At 36.9% G+C, this 20822-nt stretch carries 21 protein-coding genes; 8 read left to right on the plus strand and 13 right to left on the minus strand.

The genetic code is table 11. The features are described from left to right. Positions 1–3 precede the first annotated feature (3 nt). The 5 genes from L2B55_RS17730 to uvrC all read left to right on the plus strand — a co-directional run bounded on the left by L2B55_RS17730 (position 4) and on the right by uvrC (position 5966). Positions 4–615, plus strand: coding sequence for a lipoprotein signal peptidase (locus L2B55_RS17730; RefSeq protein WP_237847599.1), 612 nt, complete (start codon positions 4–6; stop codon positions 613–615). Between the two features lie 182 nt (positions 616–797). After that, complete coding sequence (locus L2B55_RS17735; protein WP_237847601.1) at positions 798–1991, plus strand: S1 family peptidase; 1194 nt, start codon at positions 798–800, stop codon at positions 1989–1991. 170 nt (positions 1992–2161) lie between these two features. Further along, a complete protein-coding gene (locus tag L2B55_RS17740; RefSeq protein ID WP_237847603.1) occupies positions 2162–2881 on the plus strand; it encodes an SIMPL domain-containing protein in 720 nt (239 codons plus the stop codon). Positions 2882–3062: 181 nt separating this feature from the next. Further along, complete coding sequence (locus L2B55_RS17745) at positions 3063–4115, plus strand: hypothetical protein (protein ID WP_237847605.1); 1053 nt, start codon at positions 3063–3065, stop codon at positions 4113–4115. 45 nt (positions 4116–4160) lie between these two features. Next, positions 4161–5966 carry an excinuclease ABC subunit UvrC gene (uvrC, locus tag L2B55_RS17750; protein ID WP_237847607.1) on the plus strand — a complete coding sequence of 602 codons (1806 nt, stop codon included), beginning with the start codon at positions 4161–4163 and terminating at the stop codon, positions 5964–5966. A gap of 96 nt (positions 5967–6062) precedes the next feature. Here uvrC and porN read toward each other — a convergent pair whose 3' ends face one another. From porN to L2B55_RS17780, 6 genes are all read right to left on the minus strand, one after another. Continuing rightward, positions 6063–7073 carry a type IX secretion system ring subunit PorN/GldN gene (porN, locus tag L2B55_RS17755; protein WP_237847609.1) on the minus strand — a complete coding sequence of 337 codons (1011 nt, stop codon included), beginning with the start codon at positions 7071–7073 and terminating at the stop codon, positions 6063–6065. Positions 7074–7111: 38 nt separating this feature from the next. Further along, on the minus strand, positions 7112–8641 hold the full coding sequence (gene porM, locus L2B55_RS17760) for a type IX secretion system motor protein PorM/GldM (RefSeq protein WP_237847611.1): 1530 nt from the start codon (positions 8639–8641) through the stop codon (positions 7112–7114). Between the two features lie 64 nt (positions 8642–8705). Then, positions 8706–9500, minus strand: coding sequence for a type IX secretion system motor protein PorL/GldL (gene porL, locus L2B55_RS17765; RefSeq protein WP_237847613.1), 795 nt, complete (start codon positions 9498–9500; stop codon positions 8706–8708). Between the two features lie 45 nt (positions 9501–9545). Beyond that, the gene (gene porK / locus L2B55_RS17770) at positions 9546–10817 is read right to left on the minus strand and encodes a T9SS ring complex lipoprotein PorK/GldK (RefSeq protein WP_237847615.1); all 1272 of its coding nucleotides are present in this window, start codon (positions 10815–10817) and stop codon (positions 9546–9548) included. A 253-nt stretch (positions 10818–11070) separates the two neighbouring features. Next, positions 11071–11829: a uroporphyrinogen-III synthase gene (locus L2B55_RS17775; protein ID WP_237847617.1), complete on the minus strand. Its 759-nt coding sequence runs from the start codon at positions 11827–11829 to the stop codon at positions 11071–11073. Between the two features lie 31 nt (positions 11830–11860). Next, on the minus strand, positions 11861–12703 hold the full coding sequence (locus tag L2B55_RS17780; protein WP_237847619.1) for a DUF4271 domain-containing protein: 843 nt from the start codon (positions 12701–12703) through the stop codon (positions 11861–11863). A gap of 457 nt (positions 12704–13160) precedes the next feature. On the opposite strand from L2B55_RS17780, the gene L2B55_RS17785 reads away from it, so the two are divergent. From L2B55_RS17785 to L2B55_RS17795, 3 genes are read left to right on the plus strand one after another with little or no spacing between them, the layout of a single operon-like run. Continuing rightward, positions 13161–14027: a TraB/GumN family protein gene (locus tag L2B55_RS17785; protein ID WP_237847621.1), complete on the plus strand. Its 867-nt coding sequence runs from the start codon at positions 13161–13163 to the stop codon at positions 14025–14027. Continuing rightward, positions 14028–14537: an RNA polymerase sigma factor gene (locus L2B55_RS17790; protein ID WP_237847623.1), complete on the plus strand. Its 510-nt coding sequence runs from the start codon at positions 14028–14030 to the stop codon at positions 14535–14537. Next, positions 14527–15165, plus strand: a complete 639-nt coding sequence (locus L2B55_RS17795) for a hypothetical protein (protein WP_237847625.1) — start codon at positions 14527–14529, stop codon at positions 15163–15165. The genes L2B55_RS17790 and L2B55_RS17795 overlap by 11 nt, the downstream gene beginning before the upstream one ends. A 540-nt stretch (positions 15166–15705) precedes the next feature. On the opposite strand, the gene L2B55_RS17800 is transcribed toward L2B55_RS17795, so the two are convergent. The 7 genes from L2B55_RS17800 to L2B55_RS17830 form a co-directional block, all read right to left on the minus strand. Then, complete coding sequence (locus L2B55_RS17800; protein ID WP_237847627.1) at positions 15706–16293, minus strand: PIN domain-containing protein; 588 nt, start codon at positions 16291–16293, stop codon at positions 15706–15708. Between the two features lie 5 nt (positions 16294–16298). Beyond that, the gene (locus L2B55_RS17805; protein WP_237847629.1) at positions 16299–16634 is read right to left on the minus strand and encodes an STAS-like domain-containing protein; all 336 of its coding nucleotides are present in this window, start codon (positions 16632–16634) and stop codon (positions 16299–16301) included. A gap of 95 nt (positions 16635–16729) precedes the next feature. Further along, on the minus strand, positions 16730–17407 hold the full coding sequence (locus tag L2B55_RS17810; RefSeq protein ID WP_237847631.1) for a hypothetical protein: 678 nt from the start codon (positions 17405–17407) through the stop codon (positions 16730–16732). A gap of 329 nt (positions 17408–17736) precedes the next feature. After that, entirely contained in the window at positions 17737–18354 is a 618-nt protein-coding gene (locus L2B55_RS17815; protein ID WP_237847633.1) for a hypothetical protein, read from the minus strand. A 33-nt stretch (positions 18355–18387) separates the two neighbouring features. Continuing rightward, positions 18388–19362, minus strand: a complete 975-nt coding sequence (locus tag L2B55_RS17820) for a relaxase/mobilization nuclease domain-containing protein (RefSeq protein WP_237847635.1) — start codon at positions 19360–19362, stop codon at positions 18388–18390. Continuing rightward, positions 19337–19723 carry a plasmid mobilization protein gene (locus L2B55_RS17825; protein WP_237847637.1) on the minus strand — a complete coding sequence of 129 codons (387 nt, stop codon included), beginning with the start codon at positions 19721–19723 and terminating at the stop codon, positions 19337–19339. The genes L2B55_RS17820 and L2B55_RS17825 overlap by 26 nt, the downstream gene beginning before the upstream one ends. A gap of 160 nt (positions 19724–19883) precedes the next feature. Then, entirely contained in the window at positions 19884–20777 is an 894-nt protein-coding gene (locus L2B55_RS17830; protein ID WP_237847639.1) for a toprim domain-containing protein, read from the minus strand. Between the last annotated feature and the right edge of the window lie 45 nt (positions 20778–20822).

Raw genomic sequence — 20822 nt, forward strand, 5'->3', positions numbered from 1 at the left:
GCATTGAAAAAATCATTAAAAGCATTTCTGATTATAGCTCTTGTAGTTATAGCTGATCAGGTACTGAAAACTTGGATCAAAAACAATATGTTTATTGGCCAGGAGTTCAATATTATTGGTAATTGGTTCATTATACATTTTACTGAAAATAACGGAATGGCTTTCGGGATGGAATTTGCCGGAGAATATGGCAAGCTCTTCCTTACCTTATTCCGTATTGCAGCCGTTGCCGGCATAGGCTACGGAATTCATTACGTAATAAAATACCGCTATCCTTTTGGATTAGTTATTGCTGCAAGCTTGATTTTTGCAGGTGCATTAGGAAATATAATCGACAGTGTTTTATATGGCGTGATTTACAATTATTCAACGCTGTTTCATGGACGTGTGGTTGATATGTTTTACTTCCCGATCCTTCAGGGCCATTTCCCGCAATGGTTCCCTATTTGGGGTGGAGATGAGTTTGTGTTCTTCCGTCCGGTGTTTAACATTGCAGACGCAGCTATTTCAACTGGAGTTGCCATGGTATTGGTATTCCAAAAGAAATACTTCAGGGTAATGGAAAAACCGCCTATTGAAGAAGACGACACTCAATCAGAAGTGGTAGAGGCTTAAGATTTAAAATAAGAGAATAACATAAAGAAAACGGAAAGCATGTAAAATGCTTTCCGTTTTCTTTTACCCCCCTACTTTCTGCCTTAAAAATTATTTTCAGCTTAGCTATTTTTTCCTCAAATTCGAACCACATTAACTACTACTATCATTTATTAATCAATCGGAATTTCTTACACATCAAAATGAACAACGAAAACTTTAACAACGAAACATCTCAATCTAACTTTGAAGAACACTCGTCAAGCACTGAAATTCCTGGCAAGAAAAAATGGCTATTACCAACCGTATTTGCTGTGTTAGGTATTTGTAGTACCATACTCTTTTTTAAAGCCGGAGAACTAAAAAAACTTTGGTCAAACTCATCTGCTGACAGCCTAAAATGTGGCATGACACAAACCGCTATTTATGAAAAATACAAAAACAGTGTTGTTTTAGTTGCCAACAGCTATGTATATGAAGTAAAAGTGAAAGGATCGGCCCCTGTTCAATTTACTGTTACCGAATCAGGCGAATTAACTCCTTATGATGAGCATCAAAACAACCCTATAACGATCACCGGCACGGGTTTCTTTGTTAGTAAGGATGGAAAACTAATTACAAATCGACATGTTGCATCTCCTTGGACTGTAAACTCAGCTGATGATATAACTTCCATTAAAGAGGTTGTGAGTTATAAGATACCGGATGACATTGAAGCATCACAAATTGCCGACTATATTAAGCAACATTGGAGTGAAGAAATTAAAGAAATTGATGAAGAATGGGCAGAGGTTAAACTTCACACCGACACTGCAGTTGCTGCTGTTGATTCTGCCGCTGGCGACATTAGCATTAATATGCCTGAGCAGAAGTCAAAAAATCCGGTTGATATAGCAGAAATAGAAGTCACTGGCAAAATTGTTCGTTTAGGTATTGCTTTACACAATAACAAGGTGAAACAAATTGAGGATTTCATCCCCTGCGAGTTCATCAGTCAATCAGACGATCCTAATGTTGATGTCGCAGTAATCCAAACAATTAGTCATAACTTACCTTCCAAGGTTAAAAATGTTGTTGACTTATCATTAGCAGCAAATGATGATTCAGCAATTAAACCCGGCACTAAGGCTATTATGATTGGTTACCCTATGGGAATGCAACTTGCAGGAACACAGAAAGGGATTAAAGTGCAGGTTTATGAAGGTGAGGTCAATAAGGAATCCGACGGATTTGCCGTTCAATATAATATCACCTCAACGCATGGAGCAAGTGGATCTCCTGTGTTTAATGATTGTGGAAGGCTGATTGCTGTAAATTTTGCCGGTTATGACCAAACCCAAGGTTTCAACTTTGGTGTTGTGGCTAAATATGCTCTATCACTGTATGAAAATGAATAAGGGTAGATTAAACTCTCATTAAAATCGGAGATATAAAGCTTCCTTCATGTAGCAAATTGCGCATTTTTTGCGTAGGGTATAAACAGAGATGCTGTCATGATTGAACATTTTTAAAATTTCCGTATGGAATCATTGAACCTTTTGCATCTAAATTTTAAACAATAAAGATTATGAAAAGATTAATTGCAAGTATTGCTCTTATTGCTGCCGGATTTAGTGCCATGGCTCAAACTGCTGTTTTAAATCCTGTAAAGAAAATTGAAGTTACCGGAAATGCAGAGATGGAAATCGTTCCTGATATTATCTACTTAAATATCTCTCTTAAGGAATATTATAAAGACAATAACAATAAAACCAAAGTTGCTATTGAAACGGTAGAGAAACAGTTGCAGCAAGCAGTAATCAACGCAGGAATCCCAAAAGAGAACTTCATGCTTGATAATGTTTACGGCTATAACTATGATTGGAACATGCGAGATAAAAAACGTGACCCTAATTTCCTGGCCCGTAAACAATATCGCTTAAAATTAACCAAATTGGACAAGGTAAATGATATCCTATCTGCTGTTGACCCAAAAGGAATTGAGTCTGTAAACGTTGCCGAGTACACTCACAGCAAAATGGACGATTTCAAGAAAGAGTTGAAGATTAAAGCAATGAAAGATGCAAAAGAAAAGGCTGGATACCTTGTTGGTGCAATTGGTGAACAATTAGGCGGGGTATTGGAAATTTATGATAATGAATCGCAACCTTCTTATTATCCACGTCCTATGATGGCCATGTATAAATCGGCTGATGCCATGGGAGCCGAATCAGGTTCAATGCCTGAAATTGATTTTAAATCGATTAAATTGAAATCAGATGTACGCCTGATATTTAATATCAAGTAGAAAATAAACCTTAAAACAAAAGGGTTAGTTAGAATGCCTCCAAAAAGTTAGACACTTATTGGGGGCATTTTTATGAACAAGCAAACAAAGTATTCACTGAGTTTAAATTTAAAAGGCATCTTTTTTGTGTATTCCTGATTGGTTATTAACCTCTTCTCGTCCTGGTTTTTTATATTCGTATATGGTTAACAATGAAACTTTAAAATCAAACGTACCATCAAAAAAGAAACTATATTACCCTATTCAACTTAAATTAAGGGAGTATTTGGTGAAATATGGAAGAGAGATTAAACTTCCTATTCAGTATACCGATATGCTGCGTTTTAACCTTGAGGTACCACTAATCGATAAGAATGGCAAGGATACGCTTTGGAAAACGGTTTATTACGACGAAAGCAATATGCGTGAGCTTTTTCCAGCTCTTACCTACATTTATGCTTTACTTACCACCGATGGTGATATAGCACTAATGGACAACCTTTCCGTTGCACGCATTGATTTTTGTGCTTTTGGGAATTCAAAACCTTTCCGGGTGCGCATTATCAATCGCTTAAATGATAATTACGACCACTTCTATGTAAAAGTTGCAGATTCATCTCGGGTTTATGGTCTTGAACTGGAACATATTTTATCCCCTAATAGGATTACTTACCTTACAGATAAGGATACTTTAATTGAAGAACATATAATTGGCCTGCCTGGCGATGTGTTTATTGAACATCATCTTGATGACATCCCATTCAACCAAATTCGCATCAGTAAGGAATTTGTAAAATTTAACGAGCGTTGTTTTGTGCGTCTTTTAGGCGATATGCGGGCATATAATTTTGTGATGGACATAACCCCTGACATAGAGGGATTACAGTACCGTATCCGCGCTATTGACTTCGATCAGCAATCATATGAAGGGCGTAAGAGCTTTTATTTACCTCATTACTTTAAAGAGAATAATAAACTGGTTTTTATGGGAATGAAACACATGAATCATAAAACCATGAGCCAATATCAGGAAGAAGAACGAACCTTAATGTCGAACCGTATTAAGTCGTCTTCCAGAAGAGTGAACGAATTGTTTTCTGTATTGGAAACAGATGAAATATCTACTCCGCAAAAAACCGAAATGCTTAAAAAAGAACTTGCTGATCATCATAAGCGGGATACTTTTTTATCCTGCCAAAACATGGGGCAGGTGGTAATCGAGCATATCACATGTTGCTTGGCAAAAAAGCTCTAAGCTTTAATTTGCATACTGATCGCGAGCTCTTTAACTTCGTTTCATATGCAAGATGAGTTTGATTACAAGAAGTATTTAGCCAAAATACCTCACAAACCTGGTATTTATCAATACTTTGATTCGGCCAGTAAGCTGATTTATGTTGGCAAGGCTAAGGATCTACGCAACCGTGTGGCCTCTTATTTTATAACCGACAAACAGGTTAACGCCAAAACCCGTGTTTTGGTAAGTAAAATAAGGGATATTAAATTCACGATCGTTGATAGTGAGATTGAGGCCCTATTACTTGAAAACAATCTCATAAAGGAACATCAGCCTCGTTACAACGTTATGTTGAAGGATGATAAGACTTATCCTTCAATTATTATTAAAAACGAGCCCTTCCCACGGGTTTATGGTACACGCAAAATCATCAGAGACGGATCTAAGTATTATGGCCCTTATGCATCGGTAGCCATGATGCGGACCATGCTTGAGATGATTAAAAGCCTTTATCCGTTGCGCAATTGCAACTTAGCCTTAACAGAAGCTAACATAAAAGCCGGAAAATTCAGAGTTTGTCTTGAATACCAAATAGGTAACTGCAAAGGCCCCTGTGAAAACCTCCAAAGTTTTAATGACTATGATGCTAACATAGCCGATATAAAAGATATTCTTAAAGGAAATACGACGGGTGTTTTAAAACACCTGAATGATCAGATTAATGAAGCAGCTGCTAACCTAGACTTTGAACAAGCGCACCACTTAAAAGAAAAACTGGACATTTTGGAAACCTACCAAAGTAAATCAACAGTGGTAAGCGCTGTATTGAATGACATTGATGTTGTTTCCATAGCCTCTGAGGGCAAATACGCATTTGTAAATTACCTTAAAGTTTTAAATGGAAGTATTGTTCAAACTCAAACCATTGAACTGAAGAAGAAACTTGATGAAAGTGACCGCGAGCTAATTGAATTGGCAATTGCCGAGTTTAGGAATCGCTTTGAAAGCACATCCAAAGAAATTGTTATTCCCTTTGAATTAGAAATAAATGATCCTAAAATAAAATTTACTGTTCCTAAAGCCGGGGATAAAAAGAAACTACTCGAACTTTCCGAAAAAAATGTTCTGTTCTTTAAAAAGGCGAAATTGGAGCAATATGAGAAACTAAACCCTGAATTAAGGACAGAAAGAGTGCTTACTCAGCTAATGAATGATTTGCATCTTTCAACACTACCTCGGCAAATCGAATGTTTTGATAACTCTAACTTTCAAGGCAAGTATCCCGTTTCGGCCATGGTGGTATTTAAAGATGCCAAACCATCCAAGAAAGATTACCGTCACTTTAATGTTCGAACTGTTGAGGGGCCCAATGACTTTGCTACCATGAAGGAGGTTATTGATAGAAGATATAGCAGGGTAATTAATGAGCAGCAAAATTTACCTGACCTTATAATTGTTGATGGAGGGAAAGGCCAGCTTTCTTCAGCCGTTGAGGTTTTAAAAAAACTAAAGATTTATCATAAAGTCCCAATCATCGGCATAGCTAAACGACTGGAAGAAATCTATTTTCCAAATGACCCTCTTCCCTTATATATTGATAAGAAATCGGAAAGCTTAAAGTTAATTCAACAATTGCGGGATGAAGCTCACCGATTCGGCATTACACATCATAGGAAAAGAAGAGATAAAGGCACTTTGGCTACAGAATTGGAGCAAATTGAAGGCATAGGCAGCAAAACAGCAGAGAATCTGCTGAAGCACTTTAGATCAGTTAAAAAAATCCGAGAAGCAAAAAAGGATGAGTTATTGGAAGTGGTAACCCTTAAACAGGCACTAGCAATTTTAACTTATTTTGGCACTGAAGAATAATAACCAGCACCGACCATCTGAATATTAATCAAGAAATGTAAAAGTAAAAATGGGCATCATAACTGATGCCCATTTTTACTAATACTCTTAAAATTTTTAATATTCCCACAGATCTTGTTCGTAATCCATGAGCTTTTTCTTGATACGTTCAGCTTCATATAAACGGTCTATTCCGTTAGCATAGTCCTGAATACGTAAATCATCTGAGTTAGATTCTTTAATAATATAGCTTGTAAACAAACGCTTAATGAAGTAGTCATCAAAGCTTAAGTTAGAAGCGTCATTAAAACGGTTAAATACTTCAGCATTGGCTAACACCTGACGAGCTTCAGGATAATAAACCCAGAAGATAGGAGTAACACCAATAGTATCACCAGAGGTTTTACTGATATTTAGTTTACAAGGTGCAATTGCAATAATGCGTGGTTCGAAAATAGAACGCTGCTTGTCGAAAATCCAGTCTTCTTTGATACGGTATTTAACAATTTGATCAGGGTTAAAGTTTTCACGTACTACCGTATCACGCATAATACTCGGATCGTTGATATCTGGAATTTGAATCGTATCAACACGACCTCCAGCCATCTTCGCAACTTGCTCAACAGACATCATATCACGGAACGTACTGTCACTTCCATCTTCAGGATTGCTATACGCAGTTAATTCTCCCGCATTAATCGCTTTCATCAAGACATTGATTAAACGAGAATTAGGGTGATTTAACGGTCTGTTCATTTTCTCGTGAATGTCGATCTCTCTCCAAATACGCTTTGCAAACATAACGTCAGCCTGACGAATATAAGGATAAGGAATAACCTTCACATTCACATTATTTTCCTTCTTGTAAACACCATCTATCACGTCGCCAAATAATGAACCTGTAGCAGACGGACGCTTTTTAGTTGTGTCAACTGGTTTAGGAGCTGGTGCTGGAGGCACAGCAGCCATAGTTGTTGTTGCTGGAGCAGCCGTTTTTGTTTTCGCTTTGGCAACAGTTTTTTTTGTGCCTTTTTTTGCGGCCACAGATTTGCTACTTGTTGCTTTTGGTTTCGTTCCGGTAGATTTTTTCTTGGCCTGGCCAAGAGCTACAGAACAGCAAACAAGCATTGCTAAGGCGACTAAATAAAATCTCTTCATCAGTAAAATTATTGAACAGTGAGCGATACCCCAGTTGATAACCTGCGTGAGTTACCTTTAGGATCGCGAACGGTAATATCTTCAATTGTGATCTTATCACCAGTAGTTACACTTGACAAGGCTTGACGTAAACGGGCACTTAATGCAGGTCCGTTAACTGACTCATAGATTGGGTCGGTACGTTTTTTAACAACATACATTGTATAACCTGTTACGTTAAACTTCATGTCAAAATCAAAGTTTTCAAGAACTGCAAATACACCAGGCTGAGCTTTAACAGCTGCAGAACTTACACGACCAGAAGAAAGACCGGCAAATTTAGGTGTAGGTGGAGGTACTTGTTTAACACGATAAACCTGAGATCCCATGTTGGTCATTTTACCATTAATCTCAGCACTTACGTTTACGGTAACTTGTCCAGGGGTAGTAACCTCGGCAATATATTTACCATTACTACCTCTTAAAGAACCAGCCCCGCTTAAACTTGCACGTACTTTGCTATTTGGAACACCAGCTGCAGAAATAGAAACAGGGTTTTCAACACCAATGTAAAGTACGTTCATTTTATCAGCACTTACGTTAGCAGAAGGAGCCGCAACTTCGTACTTAGCAGTTTTAGAATAGGTTTCAACTGTTCCGTCACCTTTCTTAACTGAAATTTTAGCTTCGAAACTTCTTTCTCCAACACCTGATGCAGTAACAGTATATTTAGCTTTACCGTTTGCATCAATAGGCAATTTAGAGCCGCCTACATAAACATCAGGAGCCATGGTTGAGCTAGAAGCCGTTAAAAATACTTCAGCAGAATATTGCTGACCTGCTAAAACGTAGCTTGAAGGTGCTACAATTACAGCATCAAGTTTGTCAAATTTGAAGTCTTCAGCATAAATCTTGCTTTGAAGATATTTCAAAATTTCAACTTCCGAGTTTTTAACATCACCTTCTAATTTTGATAAAATGGTAACAGAAGCAGTAACAGGCACTTCCTGAAACTGTGCATTTTCCCATTTTTTATCTTTGCGATCCTCTGCTTTTAAGTTAATCGATACTCTGTCTTTATCAGCAGGATCAATTAAGCTTAATAATTTCTCGCGAGTTTCATTAATTTTTGCTTTTAACTCAGGACCTTTTGCTTCTGAAGGTTTTTCCTCATTCAACATGATTCTGGTTGAAATATCAAGGTCATCGTTTTTAGCAATGTCACCGGTCTCTTGGTTAATACCATCGGCTTCTTTAACAATCTGGTCTTTGATGCCTTTAATATAAGAGCCTAACTCATTACTAACTTTAACGGCTTCTTGAGCTTTAGTGAACCAAGGTCCAGTCTTTCCAGGGTCAGTTTTCATACTGTTCTGGAAAGCTTCCATGGTTTTATTTACAGTTTGATCTAGGTTTGTGGTTGATTCATCCAAACCATCTCTTACAGTTTTGAATGCGTTCAACACTTCCGCACTTACGTTCAACGCCAACATCGCAGTGAGTACCAGATACATCAGGTTGATCATCTGCTGACGTGCCGTTTGTTTACCACCGGCCATAGTCTAATCTTAAGGTTTTGATTTAATTAATAAAAACAGTTAATCAAATAAAAGTACAAGAAGCTTACGCTCTTTGAACATTCATTGCCGATAGCATATTACCGTACACTGAGTTAAGTGAAGTAAGGTTTTTAGCCAATTTAGCAACTTCTTCTTTGTATACCTTAGAGTAGTTAAGGGTCTCGTTGAAACCTTGCATAGTTTCGTTGATATTAGCATAGTATTTACCCATAGATTTCAGGTGGTTGTTAGACTCCTGTAATTCCATTTCGTAAACCGCGTTTAATGCTGCTAAGTTCTTAACCATTAAGTTGATTTGCTCGTTGTAAGCTTTAGTATCAACATTGGTGCCCGCCATTTCAACTAATGACTGAGAAGCTCTTTGGTAAGAAACTACTAATTGATTTACTGAATCAGTACCGCGCTTCAAGCTGTCAGATAATGCAGTAGTGTCAATTGACACATTAGCAATATTTGAAATCGCATTTACTTTATCACCAAATGTTCTTAAACCCACTCCTAAATTATTTACCATTTCAGGAGTAATGTTTGCCTCGCCTAACATTCTGTCTAATGCATTTGTAGTACCGCCACCTATTGAGCCGCGTGACATGCTTGCTCCGGCAGGAACAGGCTCGTTCTCTGGCAATAACTCAGGGTAAACTCTTGACCAGTCTGGTTCATCAGTCTGTTTTTGAAAAGCCATGGCGATGAAAATGATTGCCTCACAACCCATACCTACCATCAGCATTTCCCTGGCACCATCCCAGTGAAGAATTTTAAATAAGGCACCTAAAATTACTGGTGCAGCGAACAAAGACGCGAAGAAGTTTAAGTTAAACTTGATTTTACCGTTCATAATAATTCGATCAGTTTAGTTGTAATTGTTAATGTTTATCTCTGGTTAGTTTTTAGCACCTAATTGTTTTCCCATGTGTTGAGCAACACAACGGAAGCCGATATAAGACTTAGCGCTGTCTTGATACTCATAAGAACGAGAACCGTTTTGTAAGAAGAATCCAATATCTTTCCATGATCCGCCTCTTACCACTTTACGACGCTGCGCTAATGATGACATATCATCTTCTTGTGTTCTATAAGTAGGGTTCATGTCATGAGTGAACGTATATGAAGACTCATCATACGTTTCACTGGTCCATTCTGAAACATTACCCGCCATATTATACAATCCGTAATCGTTAGGGAAATAAGATTTTGCGTGAACTGTATAGAATCCTCCGTCATCAGCATAATTACCACGACCTGGCTTAAAGTTCGCTAACAAACAGCCTTTGCTGTTGCGAATATAAGGACCTCCCCAAGGGAAATCAGTACCAATTCTTCCGCCACGAGCAGCATATTCAAACTGGGCCTCAGTTGGAAGGCTAACTTCACCTCTGCGAGGTTTCTTGTTTTTATCGCGGTAGTTATTGTTAAACTCTGTTCTCCAAGCACAAAATGCATTTGCTTGTTTCCAAGTCACTCCTACAACCGGATAATCATCAAAAGCAGGGTGTGAGAAATACTGCTGAACCATTGGTTCATTTTGTGCATAACTAAAGTCGGCCAACCATACTAATGTATCAGGGTAAATAGTTACTTTTTCACGTTTGATAAACGATGAACGAGGTTTTGTACGGTTCTGCTTTAATGCCGCTGCACGTAAATCAAACCAGGTGTATTGATAAACTAATTTGGTTACATCCCAATCATTTCTACCCGTAATCTTATCATCTCCCTGGTAGTACATACCTTTTAATTGGTCAGCATTAGGATTATTTTTAGCTGAGTAGTTAACTTTTTGTTTAGGGTTGATATACTCTGTACCGTCTTCACCTTTTACAACAAAGTTACCTCCCATTGTTTTTGCAGCAATTGAATCGCGGACCCATAAAACAAATTGACGGTACTCGTTGTTGGTAATCTCAGTTTCGTCCATATAAAATGGAGAAATTGTTTGTTGACGATTTTGTGCAACCCTTGAAGCGGTTACATCTTGGTCGGCTTGACCCATGATAAATGTTCCTGCAGGTATGTAAACCATACCGTATGGAACATCCTGTTTATATGGTTTGCGCCCCTGAACGCCAACCAACTCACCTTTAGCTCCCGAAGAACCACATCCGCTGAGTGAAAACAGAAGTGCCGATGTACAAAGCAGCCACAAATATTTCATAAAATTTAAGTTGTAAAGGTTTGGCAAATAGTATTAGTAAATATTGTAATTCTCTTTTCTAATATAGTTATTCTCTTTTCTACACAGAAAAAACTATTCCTTAATTCGTTTAAACGAGATATATTTTTAATTGTTACGCAACTTACGAAAATTATTCTCAAAAAAAAATCGTTAAAACGTCTGGAAAAAAACTTTCCTTTCGCTTTAACGACCCTTAAAAAATCGTGTAAAAATTACTATAGATTAAGATATTTTATTTATTAGCAGATTTTATATACTCTTCGATAGCCATTGTCATTGATGGCGATTGTGGTGTAGGTGCCTGTACATCAAGGAATAAACCAGCATCTAAAACTGCCTTATGAGTGGTAGACCCAAATGCTGCAATGCGTGTATTATTCTGGACAAAATCGGGAAAATTTTGATACAGTGACTTGATACCTGATGGACTAAAAAATGCAATCATATCATACTTTACTTCCGCTAGATCTGAAAGATCACTACAAACAGTACGATACATAACTGCCTCAGTAATGTCATACCCGGCATCCCGCATTTTAATCGGAACTTCTTCTTTGCTCACATCTGAACATGGAAACAGGTATTTCTCACTCTGGTGTTTTTTAAACTGTTCCATCAAATCAGCAGTTGTCTGTTTCCCAAAGAAAATTTTGCGTTTTCTGTACTGAATGTACTTCTGAAGATAAAGTGCTGTCGACTCCGTATTACAGAAATACTTCATCTCGGCAGGCACTTCAAAACGCATTTCTTCGCATAAACGAAAATACTGATCAATTCCGTGACGACTTGTAAAAATAATTGCCGTGTAATCAGGTAAATTAATTTTACCTTTCCTGAATTCTTTTGCCGGAACACCCTCAACATGAATAAATGGCCTGAAGTCCAGCTTCAAATTGTATTTTTTAGCTAGTTCAGTGTACGGATTCTTGTCGCTCTCTGGCTTAGGCTGTGTGATTAAAATACTTTTAACCTTTATTTTCCTCTCTGTCATGATTTTTTATCCCCTTACTTCAGCTGAAATTTTAATTCAAAAGTACTTTATACAATATAATTAATGGACAAATTTCGAAGGCGCAAAGATAAATAATAAAATAAAATTTCGAAAACTGAAAATTTGACGAAATGAATATTGCTCCTCTAAGATATTGGTAAGTAAAACTCAGTACCAATATCGAACTAAACACAATTATCATATTATGCTTAAACACTAGTGGTCCAAGTGTATATAATATTAATAATGGTATCAACAACAAGGTAAATGTTCCGAATGAAATATAAATAATGGAAATATAGTTATTCACCATATTCTTGATTCCAAACAATGCACCTGCTAATCGTAACACTATCGTTTTTGCCATAAAAAACAACATGACAAACAACGACAACAGTAAATAAGTTCCTACCCCACTTATGCCCAGCAATTCATTTATTCCGAAGAGTATTTGAAGTAAATAACCAAACGTCAAACCTATCAAAATAGCCATAAAAATAAATGACTCGGAATTGAGCAGGTTATTATCCCTTACAAGCTGATTCAAAATTCTATTGTTAATAAACCCCTGCGCCATTACACTCAAATCTCTTGAAAAGAAATAGCTCACTAAAACGAGCAACAAGAATAGAGCAAATAGAATGTAAATCTGATCAGGAGCTTTAAATTTCCTATCCAAAGGTTCTACATCAGAAGCGGTAGCATGCAAAGACATTTTCTTCTTGAGCGTGATGTACTCCTTAAAATCTTTGTTATAGGCAACGATAAATGAATCGATGGAAGTGTTTTGTTTGCTTTTATCAATTAACACCGGAACCTTGCGCAAATTTGCAAGAGCTATACTGTCTTTTATAGCTGTAGAATCAACTTGCATTATCGTCGGGGTAAAAGATACAGAGTCCTGCGCATATCCCCCGATATAACAAACCGATAAACATATTGTAATCAATAAAATTCTGACAACCGCTCTCAAAATATTAAAATGATATCGCCGCAAAACTACCTGATTTCATTCTATTTCAAAAGACCTTAAGCTAAGTTTGTGGTACTATTTGTTTGATTTCTACCATAAACCTGTAAATCCATATAATAGTCCATCTTTATCAAAAGATATTTGATTTTTTCTGTAACGAATTGCTTCAATTCTCAACTTACTGTACAGATCAAAATAGAAAACACACAACTATGAAATGTATATGAGAAACTTTTTGACAATACCAGTCCTTGCACCGCACTTAAAGAGCATTTTTTAACTTCTCACTTAAAATTTAAAAGATTTCTGTAACGAATCAATAAACATTAACACTAACTAAATAAATTAACAACTTAATATGAAGAAGATTATTTTAACTCTACTGATCTTAACAACTATTACTCTATCCAATATGAGTAAGGCCCAAAAAATTGAACAAACGAAAAATTCTCTATTGTGGGAAATTACCGGTAATGGCTTACAAAAACCATCCTACCTTTTCGGAACAATTCATATGATTTGTGAGAATGATTTCTTTATCTCCGAAAAGTTAACCAAAGCTATAAACCACGCTGATCAGCTAGTCTTAGAAATAAATTTAGCAGACACTACTGAATTGAAGGATTTACAACAAAGTATGATATCTTCGGTTCCGTTAAGCAAGCAACTTACTTCAATACAATATCATTATATCGACTCTGTTATTAGTCATAGGATGTCATTGTCATTGAAACAGTTAGAAAATGCCAGCTTGCTTTTCCTTAATAGCATACTCCTTAGTTCAACTTTACCCTGCAAAACACCTAAAGTTTATGAAATCGAATTAATAGACCTTGCTCGTAAAAGAAATTTACCCATCAGGGCATTAGAAACAGTAAAAGATCAGGTAAACTCATACAACAAAGCATTCCCAAAAGACTTCCTGCTTTCACAAATGATGCTTTCCAATGAGTATGGTGAATATTTCGCTAAAATGATTGAAGATTATAAAAACGAAGATATCAGTAGTTTATACTCAAAAATGAGCGATAAGCGATTCTTAACTGATGAATCTTATAAATGGATGCTGACCGAAAGAAATGCTAACTGGGTGAAAATTATGCCAGAGATGATGCAGAAAAACAGTGTACTATTTGCTGTAGGTACGGCTCATTTGGGGGGAAAAGATGGTGTAATTGAATTATTAAAAAAGAAAGGTTACACGGTAAAACCTGTATTAAATTAAATGTCTACAGCTAAAGAAAAAGAATTTCTTGCTCTTGTTGAAAAACATAAAGGAATTATCCATAAGATTTCCAAAATGTATATGGATAATACTGATGATCAAAATGATTTGTTTCAGGAGATCATATTGCAACTTTGGAAATCTTATGATTCCTTTAATCGCCAAAGCCAATTTTCAACCTGGATGTACAGGGTAGCCCTCAATACTGCCATTCTGTATTATAAAAAAGATAAACGAAAGCCCGAAACCGTGTATGAAGCAATCCCTGAAACAATTGCCCTAGGAGATGACGATTCAGAAGAGAAAGAGTTACAATTGGCTCATTTTTACAGAGCCTTGCAAAAATTAGATAAAATTGAAAAAGCATTAATTTTCTATCACCTGGAAAACTACTCACACAAAGAAATTGGCGAAAACTTAGGTATTTCCGAAGGAAATGCCAGGGTAAAATTAAGCAGAGCAAAAAACCGTTTAAAAGAACTTATTAAGGAACAAGGTTATGAATTTTGATGATTTGAAAGCAGCCTGGAACAATGAGTCCGACAACAATATTAATATTCCACAAAATTTGGAAAGCTTAAAAGAAGCACAATCTCCTGTTGATAAAGTTAAGAAGAACCTTCGCATGGAGTTTTGGTTAAACATAGTATTTCTAGTTATTTTCATTGCGTTACCGTTCTTTTATAATCGATTAACACCAATGTCAACTGTATTGTACTATACGCTGTTACTCACTATGCTAATGCCAATGAGTTATTATTTGGTAAATTTCTATAAGTTCTACGGCCGAATTAATCATTTGAGCATTAATACCAAAGACAGTCTGAATGAAGTTTACTTTGAGCTGAAGCATTTTATTGAGATTTATAAAGTGATGCAGCATTTTATTTCTCCAACCTGCCTCTTATTAGGCCTGATCATGGGCTTAGGGCATAAAACCGGTAAAGTGCTGGATAAGATTGCAGATGCAACCATAACACAACACGATGGAATAATCCTTATAACTATATTGATTGTATCATTCAGTACACTTATGACATTATTCTTCATCTACGTTAAATGGTATATAAACTGTCTGTATGGCAAGCATTTAAAAGAACTAGAAAACATTAGAGAAGAACTCAAAGAAATCGAATAACATCATTATAGTTAACCAAAATTAAGTGCGGTGAGGGGCAGATCTATTCACCGCATTTTTTGTAACTATCAAATACTGCTATTCTTTCCATAATTTTGCAGCATGGCTGGAATGGAATTTATATCTGTATAACAATTAGTTACATCCAAAAAGAAACAAATAAGTAACACTACAATAGAAGATTTATCGCGCTGGCTTAAAAATGGAGAATCAAATTTTAATTCGATACTATAACATTCCTGCTTATTTTTACAACATGCCACTAGATGCCCCCCAAAAAGGAAGTGGCAAGTAATAAGTTCAGTAATAAGGATGGTAATAGGGATGGTAATAGAGATGGTAATAGAGATGGTAATAGAGATGTAGTATCTTAAAATCAAGTCATCCAATATCGTTGCAAAAGCCTCGTTCTAGGTAAATTTCTCCTCGCAATCGTTCACGGTTCATGAACACAGATATTTTATGAACAAACAAGCGCCTCCCATCATAAGTTCTAACACGGCAGACAAATGCACGAGCAATCACAACAGTAAGGAAAACCTATTTCTTTGGCTGAATACTACTAGTGTAAGCCTTATAAAGTTTTAAGTTAAAAGTTCCAACTGAGACATCTAAGCCAAAAAAATCTGCATCATGAGTAACAATCATTGCTGATTGTTCTTTAGCTAAAACGTATAGGTAATGATCGTTAAAGTCTAACTTGCTGGCATCAAAGGAAGTTAACTGGAGGAAGGTTTTTTGATGAACGTCAGTAAAAACTATATGAGAAGAATATCCATCTAGATCGTCTATTATACTTTCATATCTTATTTTATAATCATTACTGCCCCGATACTCGGCTTTATAGAATTCAGAGAACGACGGAATTACTCCTGTTTTCCCCTTATATTTCTTACCAAATGCCTTATTTCCATGAAATCGCAATAAACGATTAAGTAGCTCACTTAACTGAAGGGGGCAAAGTAAGATTTTAGCTATATCGTGTTTTAAGATTTTATCAAAGAAGATTTTGTAATGCTCGCTAGTAGGTTCATCATCAATACCCAATATAGGTAGCCAAACATTACTGTCTAAAAGATAATAGCGCTCTTTTGGACTGCTATTATTATGTAAATTGATAATGTTCAAACTGCCTAGGCTAGAGCTTCCTCACGATAAGCTTGATAATTGTCTTTATTAACAAAGTTATCCCACATATCAGAGTACTTATTCATGAAGTTTAAAATCTGCGAATAACTGCTTGGATGGATATATTTTTTTACATCCTCCTCTCCATAGTCAGCCAATAACTTGCCAAAGGACGCATTAAGGAATAAAGTCGAACAACGCTTGATATCTGAGAAATCTACTTCAATTTCTTCTTTTTTAGAATCATTGAAATGCTTTTTGATTTCACGATAAACTTTGATGCCGTCATCGTGCAAGGAAGCATTTGAACTGCTCAGAATATCTAAAACGTTAATTTTCATTGTCAAAACGGTTTGTTTCAATGTTAAAACGAAAATTATATAAGAATTGTTTCAGGACGACAAAGGTATAAAAAATTTGACCACTTAAACATTTATTAAATTAGTGTTTTTTTATTAAATTCCAAATTTATCATAGCTCCCAAGTAGTTATTTCGTAAATCCGTAATCCCATCAGGGTAAAGCAGACTCATTCTCATTGTTTTACTACACCAGCCAGCATTTCCCGTGTAGACTTGAAGCCCACCATTATGATCAACTAAATACTGATTTAAATTTTTCAGTCCACTACCACCTGGAGCATCTGGTTTTGTACTGTTGCCAGCAAGAGCCCATAAAATTGCATCGCCACAACTATTTATTTTCTCAGGTTGCCTCTCTTTAATCTTTTTATAAAATCCGACGCCTAAGTCGGAGATTGAAAAATGGATTACCCCCTGCTTTGGATAATACTGCCCACAAACAAAAAAAGGATCATTTGATTCGGCATGCTTATCAATATTTGCGTAAACCTCAGTCAGGTCATCAATCAGCTTTTCTTTAATTTCCTCACTAAACTTAGGCATCGCGGGATGAACAAGCAACTCACTTTCAAGGTAATCACAAAACTCGTCTTTCTGCTTAGGAAAAAAACCTTTATAAGGAATACATGAGCTTTTTTGATAAGCGTTAAGGTTCTGATCAAGAGGAATAAAGTTGTTGTGAAAAAAAATACCGCATTTTTTTGCGACCTGCTCGGAATTAATCGAAAATGTAAGACCGTTCTCTTTATTCAACCTATACAATAAGGCACCAAGGAAAGCACACAGATTTCCATCTACCCAATTTAGATTATCAAGTTGAACATGTATGGTAATTCCCATATGCTTTTTACATTCCTCATAAAACTTCAGTAACTGTCTGATACCGGATGCATTTGTATAAATATAATCCTCTCCTAACTGAATGCCTATCACTTGCTCTGATATTTTTTTAAATATCTGTAAATTTAAAAAAATGAAATTACGCCACAACCCGCCCCCCTTTTAGCAGCGTGATCAGATGATTAGAAAGAGGGGATTCTATTACTAGCCAGTTGCATAAATTCCCAAGTCCAATAATTCAATTACCTTCCTTTGAAAAGCTGCTTCCTTGCTTCATTCAATTCTGTTTCCGCTCGATTAATCCTGGCCTGTACCTCTGCGCGTCGCTTTGCCTCATTTTCAAGTTGTATTACTTTAACTTCCATAGCTTCTGGATTCTTGTAATAACTTTCTTCTACTGAATTTGCATATTCCGGTTGGATCTGCCTGAGCATTCTAAATTTAATATCATTAGCGGATAATCGACCGTTTTCTATGAATAAATGAGCGCAAAGACCTGTTGAAATTGCTACAACAATCAAAATAAACACCCCTGAAAGTATCCAACCCTTAGATCTGGGATCAAAAGAATGCAAGTGCTTAACCGGTATGATTTTAGGCATTTTACTGACCATAGTTTTAACTTCTTCAATCTGGTGTTGAATTTGTATGGCCGGATAATTAAAATTATGATGCGTAACTATTCTTTCTAACTCCTTTATTGGCTGAGCCTGCTCCTGAATCGAATTTTTCAATGCTTCAAACTCTGAAGCATAATCAGGGAAGTCTGTTTTTCTCTTATCCAGCTCATTTACTTTTTTTATCAATTGTTCTAAGATTTCATCATTGGTATTTTTTTCAGAGGATGTTAAGTTTTCCATTTGTCTCGTTCATTAATAGATTAAAAAATTTTGTTATCGTCCATTCCCATAGCCATGTGTCTGATTGCGGCGTTTCTTTTTCTTCTTGCCTGACATTTCCGGTTCTGGCTTCTGAGAAGGATTACTAAGCAGATCCTGGAATACTGAGGCGCCAAATGATATTGTCTCCTTAAAGCTGGTAACAACCCCTGCGTCTGACCGTATTGCATGCTCTTGAGTCGCAAGGGAAGAAGTATCTCCTAGTCGGGTTTGACTTAATTGCTCGGCTAAGTCTTGTTGCCGATTTACCTGCCCCAGCGTTTTCACCAGGCTTGCATAACTCAGGCTCCTGTCAATTTCTGACCCTTTAAAAGTATACCCGTCTTTTTTGAAACTGATTCCCTGGATCTCATTCGAGTTGCTTTTGTATTTGTAAATCATTTCGATATCTTGTTTTTCAAGCGCCGTTTTCAGCTCTTTTAGGTTATGAACCTGCTGACTTGCATAGTTGATCGTATCGAACAATTCATATTTCACTTTAGCCTCACCTTTCAACTGCTGCCGGTTCACGTGGGTTTTATCCTGAGCGATGAAAAAGCCGTACTTTTTTGTCAGATCCTTGCAAATAGTTGTATTCCGTTTGTGCTGGAAAGCATCGGGTATTGTTTTCCCTGCATTGTTAACCCGATTGTAAATAATGTGCAGGTGCGGATGATTTCGATCCTGATGTTTGACAATCAGAAATTGAGTGTCCAGGATCTTCATTTTCTCAAGATACTGCCTGGCTACATCGACCATCAATTCATCGTTTAGCTTCAACCGATCATTCATACTCCAGCTCAAAGCGATATGTCCTACTGCTTTTCCCAGATCGGGATTGGCTTTGCGCTGCAGATTAAAATCATCAATGGTTTGATTGAGCTGCTCCGTCCGCACGCCTTCAGCATACAGGATTTCGGCGTCCTGTTTTTGCAGGACGTATCGCACGCATCCAGCAAAACTTTTACCTGTGATTACTTTCCCGATCATCGTTGTTCAGGTGTTTTAAAGTAGTATCGATTTCGACCAGAAGATCCCGGCACCGCAAGGCTACCGATAAGATCCCCTGCTGATGAGCCAGCTTCGTTAATTGATTCAGATTATTTGCTAAACCGGCCAGCATGCGCAAAATGCTAAGTTCTTCAACGGTTAGCCTGGGGATAACTTTTGCTGTTTTGGCAGCTGCTCTGACCCAGTTACTGGCTCGCATTCCGGCTGCTTTCGCCTTATTTTCGATCAGGAATTTTTCGGTAGCAGTCAGCCTGATCCTGATGTCCATTTCCCGCTTTACCTTCTTCCTTGGCGCTCCGCCCTTGGGTTTCTGAATAGTATCTCTTCGAATCTCTTCCATCTTAATTTTCAGTTTACCTCCTTTTGCGACCAACGGGAGAAAAAGGCAAGTTGGTTCCGACTAGAGCCGGAAAAGTTTTTGTGGAACAAAAACACAAACTTGCTCCTTACAGGACGCGCAAAAAATCACACGCTTAATTATGCTGCCAAACACAGCTTTATTAGATTGATCCTCGGTTTTGATTTTCCGAAGTTGCTTGTAAATATTCATTGATGTCTTTAAATTCCTTGTAGAACTCACCTGAATATATCCCGTCGATACCTGACTCCTTCAGTTTGATTGCAGCGTTCTTTCCTGCCAAATCATTATTTAAAAACAGGAATACATCTTGATGACTCCGTAACACATCAACACTTCTGTGAAGCAAGCTAACGGAATTTAAAACCAGGAAATTGGCATGTAGCTGCCGGTACACCCGAAGTTCCAAAATGGAGAGAAAATCGATAAAGCCCTCAAACAGGAAAACAGATTTAGAACCATTATCCAGAAAGGTTATATCCTTAGGTGAAGACGATCCTTTAAACCAGCGATTACGAAGCTCATAACCTCCCGAACGATTTGGGAAACCAATTGCAGAATAATTTTTATCGGCAATACTAAAGCCCACCTGCTTACAATATTGTTTTGCTGTTTGCAGGCTGACACCTCTTTCTCGCAGATAGCTTTTCAAGGCGAAGTTATGGATAGGAGATACGTCTTTAATAATGATTTTTGGCTCCACAATGTTATTTTGTACTGTGTTCGAAGGTGGCTGTTGAAAAGAAAGGTGAACGTCCGCACTCATTTTTTGCAATAGGTCAGAGATCGAGCAATTGTGCAGGCGTATTCCCAAATCTATTATTGATCCACCTTCACCTGTACCATGATCATACCAGGCATTTAACTTTGTGTTTACTTTGAAGGAAGGATGCTTTTCATCCCGCAAGGGAGATAGGTACCAAAGGTCATTACCCTTGGAGTAGACAGGCTTAATACCCATTCGTACCAGGTATTCATTTATAGGAATTTTCTTTGCTTCATTACAGCTCAAAGTTTTCATAGGCGTAAGGGTCATTTTTTTGATGATTTGATGAAATACATCTTTAATTATTTGATTTTC

It is taken from the genome of Solitalea lacus (assembly GCF_022014595.1).
Lineage (GTDB): Bacteria > Bacteroidota > Bacteroidia > Sphingobacteriales > Sphingobacteriaceae > Solitalea > Solitalea lacus.